This window comes from Bradyrhizobium sp. USDA 3364, assembly GCF_054056355.1.
In genome coordinates, this window is the sequence record NZ_JBSRYG010000002.1 from 1,766,651 (window position 1) to 1,782,289 (window position 15,639).

At 66.5% G+C, this 15,639-nt stretch carries 12 protein-coding genes and 1 pseudogene; 7 read left to right on the forward strand and 6 right to left on the reverse strand.

Going from position 1 to position 15,639, the window contains the following annotated elements; all coding sequences use genetic code 11:
* Positions 1 to 44 precede the first annotated feature (44 nt).
* Positions 45 to 2,921 carry an EAL domain-containing protein gene (locus ACVILL_RS08240; protein ID WP_456728612.1) on the forward strand — a complete coding sequence of 959 codons (2,877 nt, stop codon included), beginning with the start codon at positions 45 to 47 and terminating at the stop codon, positions 2,919 to 2,921.
* Between the two features lie 179 nt (positions 2,922 to 3,100).
* Here the strand turns inward: ACVILL_RS08240 and ACVILL_RS08245 are convergent, their stop codons facing one another.
* Entirely contained in the window at positions 3,101 to 3,358 is a 258-nt protein-coding gene (locus ACVILL_RS08245; RefSeq protein WP_456728613.1) for a DUF7662 domain-containing protein, read from the reverse strand.
* Between the two features lie 122 nt (positions 3,359 to 3,480).
* Here ACVILL_RS08245 and ACVILL_RS08250 point away from each other — a divergent pair, with 122 nt between their 5' ends.
* Both ACVILL_RS08250 and ACVILL_RS08255 read left to right on the forward strand, forming a co-directional pair.
* Positions 3,481 to 4,974 carry a diguanylate cyclase gene (locus ACVILL_RS08250; RefSeq protein ID WP_456728614.1) on the forward strand — a complete coding sequence of 498 codons (1,494 nt, stop codon included), beginning with the start codon at positions 3,481 to 3,483 and terminating at the stop codon, positions 4,972 to 4,974.
* Between the two features lie 177 nt (positions 4,975 to 5,151).
* Positions 5,152 to 6,267: pseudogene (locus tag ACVILL_RS08255) on the forward strand (integrase core domain-containing protein); the annotation flags it as partial.
* Positions 6,268 to 6,631: 364 nt separating this feature from the next.
* On the opposite strand, the gene ACVILL_RS08260 reads toward ACVILL_RS08255, so the two are convergent.
* The 4 genes from ACVILL_RS08260 to ACVILL_RS08275 form a co-directional block, all read right to left on the reverse strand.
* Positions 6,632 to 8,581, reverse strand: coding sequence for a DEAD/DEAH box helicase (locus ACVILL_RS08260; protein ID WP_456728615.1), 1,950 nt, complete (start codon positions 8,579 to 8,581; stop codon positions 6,632 to 6,634).
* Between the two features lie 259 nt (positions 8,582 to 8,840).
* Positions 8,841 to 9,200: a hypothetical protein gene (locus tag ACVILL_RS08265; protein ID WP_456728616.1), complete on the reverse strand. Its 360-nt coding sequence runs from the start codon at positions 9,198 to 9,200 to the stop codon at positions 8,841 to 8,843.
* Between the two features lie 189 nt (positions 9,201 to 9,389).
* Positions 9,390 to 10,073 carry a haloacid dehalogenase type II gene (locus tag ACVILL_RS08270; protein ID WP_456728617.1) on the reverse strand — a complete coding sequence of 228 codons (684 nt, stop codon included), beginning with the start codon at positions 10,071 to 10,073 and terminating at the stop codon, positions 9,390 to 9,392.
* 95 nt (positions 10,074 to 10,168) lie between these two features.
* Positions 10,169 to 10,783, reverse strand: coding sequence for a CGNR zinc finger domain-containing protein (locus ACVILL_RS08275; protein WP_456734208.1), 615 nt, complete (start codon positions 10,781 to 10,783; stop codon positions 10,169 to 10,171).
* Positions 10,784 to 10,947: 164 nt separating this feature from the next.
* Between ACVILL_RS08275 and ACVILL_RS08280 the strand changes: the two genes are divergently transcribed.
* The 4 genes from ACVILL_RS08280 to ACVILL_RS08295 are packed head-to-tail and all read left to right on the forward strand — an operon-like array spanning position 10,948 to position 13,964.
* Entirely contained in the window at positions 10,948 to 11,643 is a 696-nt protein-coding gene (locus ACVILL_RS08280) for an alpha/beta fold hydrolase (RefSeq protein WP_456728618.1), read from the forward strand.
* Positions 11,644 to 11,676: 33 nt separating this feature from the next.
* Positions 11,677 to 12,276 carry a TMEM175 family protein gene (locus tag ACVILL_RS08285; RefSeq protein WP_456728619.1) on the forward strand — a complete coding sequence of 200 codons (600 nt, stop codon included), beginning with the start codon at positions 11,677 to 11,679 and terminating at the stop codon, positions 12,274 to 12,276.
* 39 nt (positions 12,277 to 12,315) lie between these two features.
* A complete protein-coding gene (locus tag ACVILL_RS08290; protein WP_456728620.1) occupies positions 12,316 to 13,170 on the forward strand; it encodes an alpha/beta fold hydrolase in 855 nt (284 codons plus the stop codon).
* Between the two features lie 23 nt (positions 13,171 to 13,193).
* The gene (locus ACVILL_RS08295; RefSeq protein WP_456728621.1) at positions 13,194 to 13,964 is read left to right on the forward strand and encodes an SDR family oxidoreductase; all 771 of its coding nucleotides are present in this window, start codon (positions 13,194 to 13,196) and stop codon (positions 13,962 to 13,964) included.
* A 16-nt stretch (positions 13,965 to 13,980) separates the two neighbouring features.
* Here the strand turns inward: ACVILL_RS08295 and ACVILL_RS08300 are convergent, their stop codons facing one another.
* Entirely contained in the window at positions 13,981 to 15,282 is a 1,302-nt protein-coding gene (locus ACVILL_RS08300) for a PQQ-dependent sugar dehydrogenase (RefSeq protein ID WP_456728622.1), read from the reverse strand.
* Positions 15,283 to 15,639 lie beyond the last annotated feature (357 nt).

Genomic DNA, 15,639 nt, shown 5'->3' on the forward strand with positions numbered 1-15,639 from the left:
CGGTCGCCGGGCCCGGGCAGTTTGTCGATCGCGGAGTACTGACATTGCGTCTGATCAGGTGCCTTGCGCTGCTGGCGCTGGGCCTCATGATGTTTGCCGCTGCGCCTGACGCGTATGCGATCGACGCCGTCAGCGTGCGCAGCGATGCGCCGGCGATCGACTTGACGGCGGTTCTCGACCATCAACGCAGTGAAAACGACCGCATCCAGGTTTCCACCGCGCCCGGAACCGACGGCATCGTGCGCCGCATCGAAGTTCGCGCCCGCGAAGGCGGCCAGAACTGGGTGGTGTTCGCGCTCGCCAACAACACCGACGACCAGCTCGACCGCCTGATCGTCGCACCGCATTATCGCATCGTGTCATCAGGGCTGCTGTGGCCCGACCTCGGCCTGTCACGCATCGCGACCATCACGCCGTCGGTCGGCGATCGCCCCGAGCGACAGGATAGCCCGACCGCCGACGTGTTCCGCATCACGCTCGATCCCGGCGCCGTCGTCACCTATGTCGCGGAACTGCGCACCGACAAGCTGCCGCAGCTCTATCTGTGGGAACCCGACGCCTACAAGGACAAGGTCAACTCGTTCACGCTGTATCAGGGCATCGTGATCGGCATCTCGGGCCTGCTCGCGCTCGTGCTCACGATTTTGTTTGTGGTCAAGGGCAGCATCATGTTCCCCGCCGCCGCCGCGCTGGCCTGGGCGGTGCTGGTCTATATCGGCGTCGACTTCGGCTTCTGGGGCAAGGTGCTCGACATGTCGAACAACGCCGAGCGCGTCTGGCGCGCGGCGGGCGAGGCGATCCTCGCGGCGACACTGCTCGTGTTCCTGTTCGCCTATCTGAATTTGAGTCGCTGGCACGTCCGCTACTCGCACATCACGATCGGCTGGCTGGTCTTCCTCGGCTCGCTGGTGGCGCTGGCGCTGTTCGATCCCGCGGTCGCCTCCGGCATCGCGCGCATGTCGCTCGTCATGATCGCCTTCGCCGGCTTCGCGCTGATCGTCTATCTCTCGACCCACGGCTTCGACCGCGCGGTGCTGCTGATCCCGACCTGGTTCCTGCTGGTGGTCTGGGTGGTCGCGGCCGGCATGACGGTCGCGGGCTCCGTCACCAACGACATCGTCGGCCCGGCGTTGCTCGGCGGCCTGGTGCTGATCGTGATGCTGATCGGCTTCACGGTCATGCAGCACGCCTTCGCCGGCGGCGGCGCCACCACCGGCGTGGTCTCCGACGTCGAGCGCCGCGCATTGGCGCTGACCGGCTCCGGCGACCTGATTTGGGACTGGGACGTCTCCGCCGACAAGGTGTTCACCAGCCCGGAGACCGAGGCGCTGCTCGGGCTCAAGCGCGGCACGCTGGAAGGCCCGGCGGCGAAATGGCTCGAGGTGCTCCACCCGCTCGACCAGGACCGTTTCCGCGCCGCGCTCGACAGCGTGCTCGACCAGCGCCGCGGCCGCCTGGTGCAGGATTTCCGGCTGCGCACGCCCGACGGCCATTTCATGTGGTTCGCACTGAAGGCGCGGCCCGTGGTCGGCTCCGACGGCGAGGTCTCGCGCGTGGTCGGTACCCTGACCGACGTCACCGAGTTCAAGAACTCCGAAGAGCGGATGCTGCATGACTCGGTGCACGACAATCTGACCGGCCTGCCGAACCGAAGGCTGTTCATGGACCGCCTCGGCGCGGTTGCGAACCTCGCCAAGACCATGCCGAACCTGCGGCCGACCTTGATGGTGATCGACCTCGACCGCTTCAAGCAGGTCAACGATTCCGTCGGGATCGCGGTCGGCGATTCCATCCTGCTGACGCTGGCGCGGCGGCTGACCCGCATCCTCAAGCCGCAGGACACGCTGGCACGCATGGCCGGCGACCAGTTCGGCCTGATCCTGCTGTCGGAGCAGGACCCGGCGCGGATCACCAATTTCGCCGAGACCATCCGCAAGACGATCCGCGCGCCGATCGCGTTCAACGACCGCGAGATCTTCCTGACCGCCTCGATCGGGCTCGCGCTGTCCGACCCGGCGGCGCCGCTCACCGACGAGATCATGAAGGACGCCGAGCTTGCGATGTATCATTCGAAGCGGATCGGCGGCGACCGCATCGACGTCTACAAGCCCGCGATGCGGGCGCGGAAGACCGACCGCCTGACGCTGGAAAGCGACCTGCGCCGCGCCATCGAGCGCCAGGAGATCACCATCCTGTACCAGCCGATCGTGCGGCTGGAGGATCGCGCGATCGCGGGCTTCGAGGCGCTGGCGCGCTGGGACCATCCCAAGCTCGGCCGGATGTCGCCGTCGGAATTCATCAACGTCGCCGAGGAGACCGGCCTGATCGTTGATCTCGGCATGTTCGTGATGGACCAGACCGCGCGCCAGCTCGCGGTGTGGCAGCGCGCGATGCGCGCGCGCGAGCCGATCTTCGCGTCGGTCAACGTGTCGTCGCGGCAATTGCTGCGCCACGACCTGATCCACGATATCCGCACCGTGCTGTCGCGCTCCACGGTGGCGCGCGGCACGCTGAAGCTGGAGCTGACGGAATCGCTCGTGATGGAGAACCCGGAGCACGCCGCCCAGATGCTGGCGCGGATCCGAGAGCTCGGCACCGGGCTGTCGCTCGACGATTTCGGCACCGGTCACTCCTCGCTGTCCTATCTGCAGCGCTTCCCGTTCGACACCATCAAGATCGACCAGTCCTTCGTCCGCACCACGAGCCGCGGCACCCGCCCGGTGATCCTGAAATCGATCATCGCGCTGGCGCACGATCTCGGCATGGAGGTGGTCGCGGAAGGCGCCGAAACGGATTCGGATGCCGTCGAGCTCTACCAGCTCGGCTGCGAATACGCGCAGGGCTTTGCCTTCGGCGAGCCGATGGACGCCGATGCCGCCACGCGGCTGCTGACCGAGGAACGGCTGGAAGCCGCGAGCTGACGCGACGCTGGACACGTTCGCGGCCTCGTGGTTCGAGACGCGCCGCAAGCGGCGCTCCTCACCATGAGGGTCCAAAGTTGCTCCACAAAACTTGACCTCATCCTGAGGAGCCCGCTCTTGCGGGCGTCTCGAAGGATGGCCGCAAGCAAGATACCAGCAGCTTCCGACTTGGGTCCGAGCTAACGCGGCTTCGGCATGCGCTTGAACTTGACGCTCTTGCCGTCGGCCTGCCGGGTGGCGATATAGCCGCCTTCGATGCAGGCCTCGCGCTGCGGCATCTTCTCCTGCGGGCTGCGCAGGGTTTCCCACCACGACGCCCGGTGCGCAGCGCGCGGCAGCGCCGCATCGATGATCGCCTCGATCTCCTCGAAGGTCAGCACGAATTCGGGCAGATGCTGCTTCTTCAGATAATCCCGCAGCGCGTCGTAGTCGTTCACAACGTCCTCGATGGCAAGAGACTGGATTCCGGCAACCACCCGTTAACCCATTCGGCGGCCGCTGTCGCCACTTAAGGCGACAACAAGATTTCCCGTTGCATGACGGCGCTTTGGAGCGGGACATGCCATTTCGACGGGGAAACGACGCAAGGCGGCGCTGGCGGCTATCGGCAAAGCTGCTGATCGCAGCGTCGGTTGCGACCGTCCTCGGCTTCTCCGCGGTCTGCGCCGGCGTGATGTTCGACATGCGCCGCGGCGAGGAGCAGCTCGCCCGCCGAACCCTGGAGAACCTCGCCTCGGGCATCGAGGCCGACATCAGCCGCAACATCGAGCTCTATGACCTGTCGCTGCGCGCGGTCGCCAGCAACCTGGAAATGCCGGAGATCCGCAACGTCAGCAAGGAACTGCGCCAGCTGATCCTGTTCGACCACGCCGCGACCGCGAAATATTTCGGCGCGATACAGGTGTTCGACGCCAAGGGCGACCTGACGATCGACGCGGCGAGCCTCGATCCGCGTCCGGAGAACCGCGGCGACGAGGAATATTTCACCATCCAGCGCGACCACCCCGACACCGGGCTCTACATCAGCCGGCCGATGCTGCATCGCGGCGCCTACGCCATCGTGCTGAGCCGGCGCATCGTCGACGACAACGGCCGCTTCCTCGGCGTCGTGGTCGGCTCGGTCCGCTTCAGCTATTTCCACGATCTGTTCGGGCGGCTGAACCTCATGCCGGGCGACACCATCACCGTGCTGCGCAACGACCGCACCATCATCATGCGGACGCCGTTCGATCTCGACGTGATCGGCAAGAACCTCGCGGAGCAGCTGGACTGGAAGGCCGAGAACCTGAAGGCGGGCGGCGCCTTCTCCGGCAAGGGCCCGGTCGACGACACGCCACGGCTCTATGTCAGGCGCAGCAGCACCGGCCCGCTGTATGTCGTGGTCGGCAAGCCGCTCGAGGCCGTCTTCAACCTATGGCGCACCGAGGCGATCCGGATCGGGTCGATCATGGCGGCGCTGATCGTGTTCGTGCTCTCGACCGCCCTCGTCCTCGCCCGCGAGATCGTCCGCCGCGCCGACGCCGAGGACAAGCTCGAAGAGCTCGCGACCACCGACGCCCTCACCGGCCTGAAGAACCGGCGCAAGTTCGATGCCGAGATCGACCGCGAGTGGCGCCGTGCCGGCCGCTACGGCCAGCCGGTCGCGCTGCTGATGATCGATGCCGATCATTTCAAGGCCTACAACGACACCTACGGGCATCAGGCCGGCGACCAGGTGCTGGTCGGAATCGCGATCTGCATTTCGGACGCGGTGCGCCGCGCCGGCGATTGCCCGGCGCGGTTCGGCGGCGAGGAATTCGCGGTGCTGCTGCCCAACATGACCGCACTCGAGGCCCTCAACCTGGCCGAGACCATCCGCGGCAAGGTCCAGCAATGGTGCGAGGGCGAACTGATCACGACGGTCAGCATCGGTGTCGCCAGCATGCGGCCGCTCGCCGGCCAGCAATGGTCCGATTTGATCGAAGCCGCCGACAAGGCGCTCTACGCCGCCAAGGCCAACGGCCGCAACCAGTCGGTGCTCGCGACCGTGCCGAAGATCGCGCTGGTGGCGTAGGGTAGTAGCTCCTTCCACATCGTCGTCCCCGCGACGTGTAAGGGACGCTCCGACAGAAGGGCTCCCTCCCCCCTTGCGGGGGAGGGTTGGGGAGAGGTCCTAACCGGCTACATGGGTAACAGAATAGACCGGCGACATAGGTAACAGGTCAACTGATCGGCAGGGAGGGCCTTGCTGATGGGATGGGCGGAGACCTGTGCGGTGGACGAACGGATGCGGTTTGTGGTGGCGGTGCAGAAGCACGAGGAGTCATTTGCGGCGATATGCCGAGGGTTCGGCGTGAGCCGCCGGATCGGGTACAAATGGCTGGCGCGGTTTGAGGAGGAAGGCGCGGCCGGTCTGTTCGATCGTTCTCGTGCCCCGCTGCGCCATCCGCAGAGCATCGCCGAGGGAATCGCGGAGCGTTGCCTTGAGGTGCGTCGGGCGCATCCGAGCTGGGGACCGATCAAGATCCGCGCCTTTCTGGAACGGAAGTCACCCCGGACGGCATGGCCTGCGGCGAGCACGATCGGGGAACTGTTCGACCGCGAAGGACTGACGGTGAAGCGCAAGCTGCGCCGGCGCGGGCCGCCCTCGAGTGCGCCCTTTGCCGGTTGCGAGGCGGCCAACGATGTGTGGTGCATCGACTTCAAGGGCTGGTTCCTGACCGGGGACGGCAAGCGATGCGAGCCGCTGACGATCACCGATGCCTATAGTCGTTATTTGCTGCGTTGCCAGGCTCTGGCACGCACCGACACAGATCACGTCTGGCCGGTGCTTGATGCGGCGTTCCGCGAGTTTGGGCTGCCGTGGTATCTGCGCTCCGACAATGGCTCCCCGTTCGCCTCGCGCGGTGCCGGTGGGTTGTCGCGGCTGTCGGTCAAGCTGATCAAGGCCGGCGTGACGCCGGAGCGCATCGCGCCGGGCAAACCTCAGCAGAATGGCCGCCATGAACGGATGCATCTGACCCTGTTGCAGGACGTCGCCAGTCCCCCGGCTCCGACCATGCGCGAGCAGCTCAAGCGCCTACGCAGCTTCCAGCACCTCTACAACGAAGAGCGTCCGCACCAGTCGCTCGACAACGCCACGCCAGCCGACCGATACCAGGCCTCCCCGCGCCGCTTCCACGGGACCTTGCGCAAGCCGGAATACGCTGATGACCAGGACGTTCGCTCGGTCCGGCGCAACGGAGAGATCAAGTGGCTGGGCAACACGATCTATATCAGCGAAGCGCTGATCGGCGAGCCCGTCGGCCTGGCCGAGGATCAGGACGGCTGGACCGTCAGCTATGGTCCGATCGTGCTCGGCACGATCGCTCATCGCAGTGACCAGCTCCGCAGACCCAAACGAAAAGCAAAAGGCTGTGGACTTGAGGACAACGCTGCGCGTTGCCCTCAGGGTCCACAGCCTCAACAACAACAGACCTGAACGAAACGAGAATTGTGTTACCCATGTCGTCGGGTTGAAGTGTTACCTAAGTCGCCGGTTGCTCAGAGAGGGGTGCCGCACGGCAAGCTCTCTCCACTCAGTAAAGTATGCTCCACGCGCCAGCCGAAGTCGCACGAGCCGACGTCACGTCAACGATCTCGCCCGGGGGCCCCTCTCCCCACCCTCCCCCGCAAGGGGGGAGGGAGCCTGAGCAGGTTGCTCACCTCACATGTTGTGACATCAAGCACCGCTAGCCCCGCCGGTTCTTCTTTGGCTTCTTGCCGAACTTCGGCTTTGCCGTCGACACGTCAGGCCATTGCGAGCGGCTGGCCTGGCCGGGCTTGTTGCGATGTTTCTTGTTCTTTGCGAACCTCGGCTCGGTGTCGAATTTCGGCTTGTGCTCACGGTCCGGCTTGCCGCGACGCTTTCCTTCCACCTCGTCACGTTGCGCGCCGTCGCGAGGCGCACTGAAGCCGCCGTCATCCTTGGGGTGCCAGGGCTTGCGCGCCGGCTTCTCCGCGCGCGCCTCGCGCTGCGGAGCATCCGCCAGCGGCTCGATCCGGATGCTGTCTTCCTTGTCCGGGCGCTTGATCTTGACGGCGAAGGAGTCTGCGACCCGCGCGGCGATCTCGAACTCGGTGGTCGTATCCGAGATCTTGATGGCGCCGATGTCGCGCTTGTCGATGCCGCCGCGGCGACAGATCATTGGCAACAACCAGCGGGCTTCGGCATTCTTCCTGCGCCCGATGGCGGCGCGGAACCAGACGGTCGCCTCCTCCATGCCGTGACGCACGGATTTTCCGCTCTTCGATCGCGGCCCGTCCGAACGGTCGTCGCGGCGCGAGGCGCGCTCGCCGCGGCGGTCGTCGCGGTCCCGGCCGCGCCCCTCGCCGGGATCGAGAATGTCCTCGGGCGCAGGCAGCCGCGCGCGATAGAGCCGGGCAAGCGCCGCGGCAATCGCCTCCGGAGTCCGCTCGGCAAGCAAGACTTGCGCGAGCGCCAGATCGTCTGATGTCGCCTCTTCCGAGAACACCGCATCCTGCAGCAGGCGATCATGGTCGAGCTTGCGGATCTCGTCCGCCTGCGGCGCGGAGCCCCACGCGATATCGATGCCGGCCAGATCGAGCAGCAGTTCGGCGCGCCGCCGCCGCGCTGGCGGCACCAGCAGGATGCTGACGCCCTTGCGGCCGGCGCGGCCGGTGCGGCCCGAGCGATGCTGCATCACCTCCGGGTCCTTCGGCAGATCCGCATGAATGACGAGGTCGAGGCTCGGCAGGTCGATGCCACGCGCCGCGACGTCGGTCGCGACGCAAACCCGGGACCGTCCGTCGCGCAAGGCCTGCAGCGCCTGGGTGCGCTCGTTCTGGGTCATTTCGCCTGACAGCGCCGCGACGGAGAACCCGCGCTCCAGCAGCGCTGCCTGCAAATGCCGGACGGCCTCGCGGGTGTTGCAAAACACCAGCGCGCTCGGCGCCTCATGGAAGCGCAGCACGTTGACGACCGCGTGCTCGACATCGTCGGCGGCGACCCGGATGGCGCGGTACTCGATATCGGCATGGCCGCCCTCGTCGCCGGCAACCTCGATGCGGAACGCCTGCTGCTGATACTGCTTGGCCAGCGCGACGATGCCGCGCGGAAACGTCGCCGAGAACAGCAAAGTGCGGCGGGTCTCCGGCGTGGTCTCGAGGATGAATTCCATGTCCTCGCGGAAGCCGAGATTGAGCATCTCGTCGGCTTCGTCGAGCACGACGACCCGCAATCCCGAGATGTCGAGGCGGCCGCGCCGCAAATGGTCGCAGAGCCGGCCGGGCGTCCCGACCACGATGTGGGCACCGTCGGCCAGCTCGCGCTGCTCGCGGCGCGGATCCATGCCGCCGACGCAGGAGACGACGCGTCCGCCAGCTTGTTGATAGAGCCACGACAGTTCGCGCTGGACCTGCAAGGCCAGCTCGCGGGTCGGCGCGACGATCAAGGCCAGCGGCGCGGCGGCCGGCTCGAACCGCTCGTCGCCGTCGAGCAGGTCCTTGGCCATGGCCAATCCGTAGGCAACGGTCTTGCCCGAGCCGGTCTGGGCCGAAACCAGGAGGTCGCGGCCGACGGCGTCGTCCGCAAGCACGGCGAGCTGGACAGGGGTCGGCTGATCGTAGTTGCGCTCGGCCAGGGCGCGGGCGAGCGGCTGACTGGTGGTCGGAAAGGGCACGAGATGGGAAACCTTGATTGGTCCGGGCGCAGAACGTCGAGCGGGACGACCTGAGGCTGCGACCCCGGCAGGCGGCAGAGCCGCATGACGATTTGGCGCTGCTTTACGCCAAGAACAACCAAATCACCATGCCCCAGCGCGGAAAAGATCGCGGATCAGGCCGGCTGCCCGATCGGGGCCTGGGGGCCGGCGATCCGGCCATTAATCCGGACAGCCTGCGCCTATATCACCGAGCGAAAAGATATCTGACGGCCTCAGGTCACTTCGCCTTGAGCGCCTTGTCGTGGCTCTCGAGTGCGGCCGTCATCAGCTTCGGCAATTGCGCGGCATAGACCTCGATGAAGGTGGCATCGCCGCACGCTTCCGGGTCGCGCGCGGCCTGCTCGGCGACGCGCGCGGCCTTGGCCTCGCATTTCGCGAACATGTGCCAGAACCAATCCGGGCTCTTGCCGAGCGCCGGCTTGTTCTTCTTGATGACGGCGGCGCCGACCGCGCTCATCGCGCTGACGACGCCGGCACCCAGCGTGCTGATGGCGCGTGCGTTCAGGATATCCTCGCGCGCCTGCACGGCGGCGTTGGTCGCGGTCGCTCGTCCGGTTGTTCGTGCCTTGGCCGGCATGCTCAAGCTCCTTGTCGATCCCGTGTCGGTCCCTGCGGCAGGCGCAGCATCGGCCGCGGAAGTTGAGGAAGGCTCAAGGGGCATGGTTGAAAACCGCTATGGATTTCATTCCGGTTTTAGGCGCTTCCGAGCGATCGGGTCCGGAGGGGCTTTTGGCCTGCGCTCCGGTGCGCGATCCGTCAGGAGCCGTTACCCTTTCGCGCCATAGCGGCGGATCAGCTGGTCGGCGACATCGTCCAGATTGCGACCTACCACCTGCGGCTGCGGGCCGACCCCGAGCACATCATTGCCGGGACGCTTGATCAGCGCGGCCTCCCAGCCGGCGGCGACCGCGCCGAGCGTGTCCCAGGTGTGGCAGGCGATCAGGCAGAACTCCGAAGCTTTTGCCCCGAGCTCCTTCTGGACATAAGCATAGGCCTGCCGCGACGGCTTGTGGTGCTTGACGCCGTCGGCGGAGAAGCGCCGCTCGAACAGGTCGACGATGCCGCCATTGGTCAGCTGCCGGGTCTGCACCTCGAGCAGATTGTCGGTCAGCGTGAACAGCCGAAAACCCGCCGCGCGCAGCTTGCGCAGCGCCGCCGGCACTTCCGCATGCGGCGGCATGGTGGAGAATTTCTCGGTCAGCTCCTTCCTGTCGGCGTCGTCGATTTTGATGCCGCGGGTGTCGGCCAGCATTTTCATGACGGCGGCGCCGATGTCCGTGAACGGCACGTAGCAGCCCGCGACCGTGAGCGAGGCCGAATACATGATGAAGTTCGCGAACCACAGCCGCATCGCGCTCCTGTCGTTGAAGATGCGCGCGAACACCGGCTCCATGGTCTCGAGGTCGAGCAGGGTCTCGTTGACGTCGAACACGATCAAGGGAAGCGCCATTCTCGTCTCCCGTTGGGTTGGTTGGTTCTCGTTGGTTCCCCTTGTTTTGAGCATGATCTCTTCGGAAAACCGCTACGCACTTTTCCGGATCATGCTCAGCCCTTATCCTTCAACCGGCTGCGATGCGCGGCCTGCTTGGCGCGGTTGCCGCAGATCGCCATGCTGCACCACCGGCGCGCACGCGCCCGCGTGTGATCGGCGAACATCAGCGTGCAGGCCGGGCCCTCGCACGCCTTGATGTCAGAAAAGCTCTCCTCGCAGACCACCCTGGCCATCGCCTCGCCGACCGGCAGCAGCAATGTTTCGGCCGAGTGCCAGCGCCGCGTCCGCTCCAGCGCAAAACCGTCATGGCCGTCGCCGCCGTCCTTGTGGCGATGCGCCACGATCCGGCTGAACGCCTGATCGCTTTCGAGCAGCCGGTTCAGCGGCTCCAATTCCTTGAGCGCCCGCGGCGCCAGCGGCCGGCCCATATGCTTGCGGACGAAGCCGCGGAACCATTCGCGCAAATCACGGGCCTGACCGGCGACGTCGTCGAGCTCGCCCGGCTTCGCGCGCGCCTTGAGCTCGTCGAGTACGTCCGACGGCACCAGCTTCGCCTGCGCCAGCCAGCGCAACAGGCCGTCGCCATCGGCGATCCAGTCCACCGGCGTGTCGACCGGGGTCGCGATCGAATTGATGAAATCGAGGCCCAGGCTGTCGGCGATGAACATCGCGGGCGGATGGGATTGCACGGTGACGCCCTCCTGGCGGCTTTTTCGACCTCGCCGCAAATAACCTGATTAAATCCAGTTGACAAGTTACGTGCATTGGATCATAAGCCGCGTAACCTGTCAAATAGCAATATGATGGTTACTAACGGACCAAGGAGCGGATAATGTCGAACAGGGATGTCAGCGTGGTGCTTGCCCATGGCGCGTGGGCCGACGGGTCGAGCTGGGCAAAGGTGATCACGGCGCTCGATGCCGAGGGCATCAATGCGGTGGCGGCGCCGCTGCCGCTGACCTCGCTCGCTGACGACGTCGCCGCATTGAACCGCACACTGGATCGCATCGAGGGACCGGTCGTGCTAGCGGGCCATGCCTATGCCGGCGCGGTCATCGCCGAGGCCCGCTCGCCCCGCGTCAAGGCGCTGGTCTATGTCGCGGCGCTGGCGCCGGACGAGGGCGAGACCGTCGCCGATGTGTTCTACCGCCTGCCGCCGCATCCGTTCGCGCCAAAACTTGCGCCCGACGCCAACGGCCTGATCTGGCTGCCCGAGTCCGCCTTCGCATCGGCGTTCGCGCAGGGCGCTCGCGCCGAGGATCTCGCGGTGCTCGCCGCCGTGCAGCGGCCGATCTCGCCGGCCTGCATCACGGTGCCGGTCGGCCGCCCGCGATGGAAGGATGTCCCGAGCTGGTTCCTGGTCGCCGAGGAGGACCGGATGATCGCGCCCGAGACGCAACGCAGCATGGCGGCGCGGATGAAGGCGACGGTGCATTCGCATGCCGTCGATCACACCCCGATCGTGACCGCGCCGAAGCTCGTCACCGACATCATCCGGGAAGCGGTCAAACGCGTTACAGAGCACTGACCTCGTTCCACGATTTTGGACAGGAGCGCTGCCATGCAGGACAAACCTCTCACCGCCGAACGGCTCGGTGCGTTTTCCGACGCGGTGATCGCCGTCATCATCACCGTGATGGTGCTGGAGCTGAAGCCGCCGGAGGGCGTGGCGTTCGCGGACCTGCTGCCGCTGTGGCCGACCGCGATCAGCTACGCGGCGAGCTACCTCTTCATCGCGGTGATCTGGGTCAACCATCACCATCTGCTGCATCTGGTGCGGCAGCCGACGCCGCGGCTGATCTGGCTGAACTTCGTCCATTTGTTTGCCGTCTCGCTGCTGCCGTTCGCAACCGCATGGGTCGCGCGATCGCAGATGGCCGCGGCTCCGGTGGTGGTCTATGCGGTGATCTTCCTCCTGATCGACCTCGCCTATCTCGCCTTCGAGCGCGCGGTGCTGGCGCAGGCGGACCAGAGCGTGATCTCCGATCGCGTCCGCACCTGGACACAGCGCCGCACGCTGCTCGCGGTGCTGGTCTTCGCGACCGGCGCGGCCATCGCCCCCTTCGTGCCGCTGCTCGGCTTCGCCACTGTGTGTTGCGCCCTGCTGCTCTATCTCAGGCCCGAGGCCATCAGCGGGCTTGTCAGGCAGATCAAATCCTAGCCTCCAACCTCACCACATCACGACCACAAGGAGTGACAGATGTCTGAGATCAAGTATCGCACCGCCGATGTCGACGGCTTCAAAGTGTTCTATCGCGAGGCCGGTTCTCCCGGCGCACCGAAACTGCTGCTGCTGCACGGCTTCCCGAGCGCGGGCCACATGTTCCGCGATCTGATCCCGCTTCTGTCGGACAAATTCCACATCGTGGCGCCGGACCTGCCCGGCTTCGGCCAGTCGGACATGCCCGCGCGCGACAAGTTCGCCTACACGTTCGGCAACATCGCCGGCGTGATCGATCGCTTCACCGAGGTGATCGGCTTCGACCGCTTCGCGGTCTATGTGTTCGACTATGGCGCGCCGACCGGCTTCCGCCTCGCGCTCAAGCATCCAGAGCGGATCACTGCAATCATCTCGCAGAACGGCAACGCCTATGAGGAAGGCCTCAGCGACGGCTGGACTCCGATCAAGGCCTATTGGCAAGACCCATCGCAGGCGAACCGCGACGCGCTGCGCGCTTTCCTCGCACCGGAGACCACGCGCTGGCAGTACACCCACGGCACCTCGGATCCGGAGGCGGTGTCGCCGGATGGACAGAACCTCGACAATTACTACATGGCGCGGCCCGGCGCGTATGACGTGCAGCTCGACCTGTTCGGCGACTACAAGAGCAACGTCGCGCTCTATCCGGCTTTCCAGAATTACTTCCGCACCCATCAGCCGCCGTTCCTCGCAGTGTGGGGCAAGAACGATCCGTTCTTCCTGCCGCCGGGCGCCGAGGCGTTCAAGCGCGACAATCCAAAGGCGGTCGTCAAGTTCTTCGACGCCGGCCATTTCGCGCTTGAGACGCACGCCGCCGAGATCGCGCAGAGCATCCGCGAGTTCCTGGCTCGCTGACGTCGGGCTGCAAGGAAACCACCATGACCAGATCCGTCGCCATCGTGACCGGGGCAAGCTCCGGCATCGGACGCGCCACCGCGCTCAGGCTCGCGCGCGATTTCTCCGCGATCGTCCTCGTCGCACGCAGTGGAGAGAAGCTGCACGAAGCCGGTCGAGAGATCGAAGCCGGCGGCAGCACGCCGCTTGTGCTCGGCCGCGACCTCGCGGCGCCAGCAGCCGCCGACGACATCATCAACGCCACGCTGGATCGCTTCGGCCGCATCGACGCGCTGGTCAATGTCGCAGGCGCCGTGCCCGGGCTCGATTTGTTCGAGATGACCGATGCGCAATGGGACGCAGGCCTCGCGCTCAAGCTCCACGGCGCCAGGCGGCTGACGATCCGCGCCTGGGACGCACTGAAGGCATCGCAAGGCGCAGTGATCTTCACCTCCGGCGGCGCCGCCGTGCTGCCGCGCGCCGGCGCCGCGGCGGTCGGCGCGATCAACGCGGCGATCGAGGCGCTCGCAAAGGCCTTCGCCGAGCGCGGCATCGACGACGGCGTGCAGGTGAATTGCGTGTCGCCGGGCGCCATCATGACCGGACGCCGCCTCGCGATGCTGGAGAAATCGGCAGCAGCGAGGCAAGTCGATCTGGACACCGCCAAGGCGGGCTCCCTCAGACAGGCCGGCATCACGCGCTTCGGCGCGCCGGAGGAGATCGCCGACCTTGCCGCCTGCGCCGTGTCGCCGCCGGCACGCTGGATGACCGGCACCGTGCTGCGGATGGATGGCGGCGAGATCAGGACGGTGTGAGACGGCACTCGCCGCCCTACGTTCCCGTGACGCGCCAGATCACGTTGCCGACATCGTCGGCGACCAGCAGCGAGCCGTCGGGGCCGAGCGCGACGCCGACCGGACGGCCGTACGACACCTTCTCGTCGGGCGCGAGGAAACCCGACAGGATGTCGCGCGCCGGACCTGACGGACGGCCGTTCTCGAACGGCACGAACACCACCTTGTAGCCCGACAGCGTCGAGCGATTCCACGAGCCGTGCTGGCCGATCACCATGCCGTCGGGGAAGCCGGGCAGCGTGCCCTGCGGCATCCAGCACAGGCCGAGCGAGGCGGTGTGGCCGCCGAGCGCGTAGTCCGGCTGGATCGCCTTGGCGACCATCGCCGGATCCTGCGGCACGCGGTCGTCCACCGTCTGGCCCCAATAGCAATAGGGCCAGCCGTAGAAGCCGCCGTCGCACACCGAGGTCAGATAATCCGGCGGCGTCTCGTCGCCGATGCCGTCGCGCTCGTTGACGACGGTCCACAGCACGTTCGTGCTGGGCTCCCATGCAAGCCCGACCGGATTGCGCAGGCCGCCGGCGAAGATGCGGCTGGTGCCGGCGGCGAGATCGAGCTCATAGACCGCGGCACGGCCTTCCTCGACCGCCATGCCGTTCTCGGCGATGTTGCTGAGCGAGCCGACGCCGGCATAGAGCTTCTTGCCGTCGGCGCTCGGCAGCAGGCTGCGCGTCCAGTGGCCGTCGGGCTTGAAGGTGACGAGTTTGCGTCCCGCTGCGGTGATGCGATCGGCGCCCGCGATGTAGGGAAAGGCGACCACGCCGTCGGTGTTGCCGACATAGAAGGTGTCGCCGATCAGCGCCATGCCGAACGGCTGACGCAACCCTTCCATGAAGGCACTGCTGCTTTCGGCGACGCCGTCGCCGTCGCGGTCGCGCAGCAGCGTGATGCGGTTGGCGCTGACGCCGAGCGCCGCGGCGCGCCGCATCGTCGCCTGCATCGCATAGTGGAAGACGCTGCGCGGGGTGCCGGCGATCTGCGTTGCCTCCGCGATCAGCACGTCGCCGTTCGGCAGCACGTTGATCCAGCGCGGATGATCAAGCCCGGTCGCAAACGCGTTCACCTTGAGTCCCGGCGCCGCGGTCGGAAGCTGGCCCTTGTCCCAGCCCCTTGCGGTGGGCATCTTCAGCGTCGGAATCGCGCCCTGCGACTTCGCCGCCGGAATCTGCGGCGCGCTGCCCCAGGCGGGCGCGGGCTCGGCGCCCTGCATCCGCCGCCACGCCACGGCGCCGGCCCCGATCGCCGCGACGACGCGGGCAAAAACTCCAGACGTGCTCATGAACTTCCCCTGTTATTATTGTGTCTTGTCGTGTCTTGCCGGCCGCGGCCCGCAGCAGCATTGGCATAATGCCGGTCCTGATGACAGTAGTTATACGATCTTCGCAGCCGCACTCGAATCGGGGACACTGACGCCACGCTCCCTTGTCAGAGCGCTTTCCTCCCTGAGACCTTGCCCGCCGCAGTGGCGGGCTTCCTTTTCCGAAGCGCCCTGGCTCTCGCAGCTGCGCCGGCGCAGCCCGGCTGCGGGCCGTTATATCCGGAAAAGCATAGCGGGCGGGCGACGGATGCATTTTACCGGGCAGAGCGACGGAACTGCTCCGTCAAGGCGCAAACCCTCCTCACCAAATCCTGATCC

Bases quoted from the DNA above. Each gene is read 5' to 3' on its own strand.
- ACVILL_RS08250 (WP_456728614.1), top strand. From the start codon at position 3,481: ATGCCATTTCGACGGGGAAACGACGCAAGGCGGCGCTGGCGGCTATCG.
- ACVILL_RS08265 (WP_456728616.1), bottom strand. From the start codon at position 9,200: ATGCCGGCCAAGGCACGAACAACCGGACGAGCGACCGCGACCAACGCC.
- ACVILL_RS08270 (WP_456728617.1), bottom strand. From the start codon at position 10,073: ATGGCGCTTCCCTTGATCGTGTTCGACGTCAACGAGACCCTGCTCGAC.
- ACVILL_RS08275 (WP_456734208.1), bottom strand. From the start codon at position 10,783: ATGTTCATCGCCGACAGCCTGGGCCTCGATTTCATCAATTCGATCGCG.
- ACVILL_RS08280 (WP_456728618.1), top strand. From the start codon at position 10,948: ATGTCGAACAGGGATGTCAGCGTGGTGCTTGCCCATGGCGCGTGGGCC.
- ACVILL_RS08285 (WP_456728619.1), top strand. From the start codon at position 11,677: ATGCAGGACAAACCTCTCACCGCCGAACGGCTCGGTGCGTTTTCCGAC.
- ACVILL_RS08290 (WP_456728620.1), top strand. From the start codon at position 12,316: ATGTCTGAGATCAAGTATCGCACCGCCGATGTCGACGGCTTCAAAGTG.
- ACVILL_RS08295 (WP_456728621.1), top strand. From the start codon at position 13,194: ATGACCAGATCCGTCGCCATCGTGACCGGGGCAAGCTCCGGCATCGGA.
- ACVILL_RS08300 (WP_456728622.1), bottom strand. From the start codon at position 15,282: ATGAGCACGTCTGGAGTTTTTGCCCGCGTCGTCGCGGCGATCGGGGCC.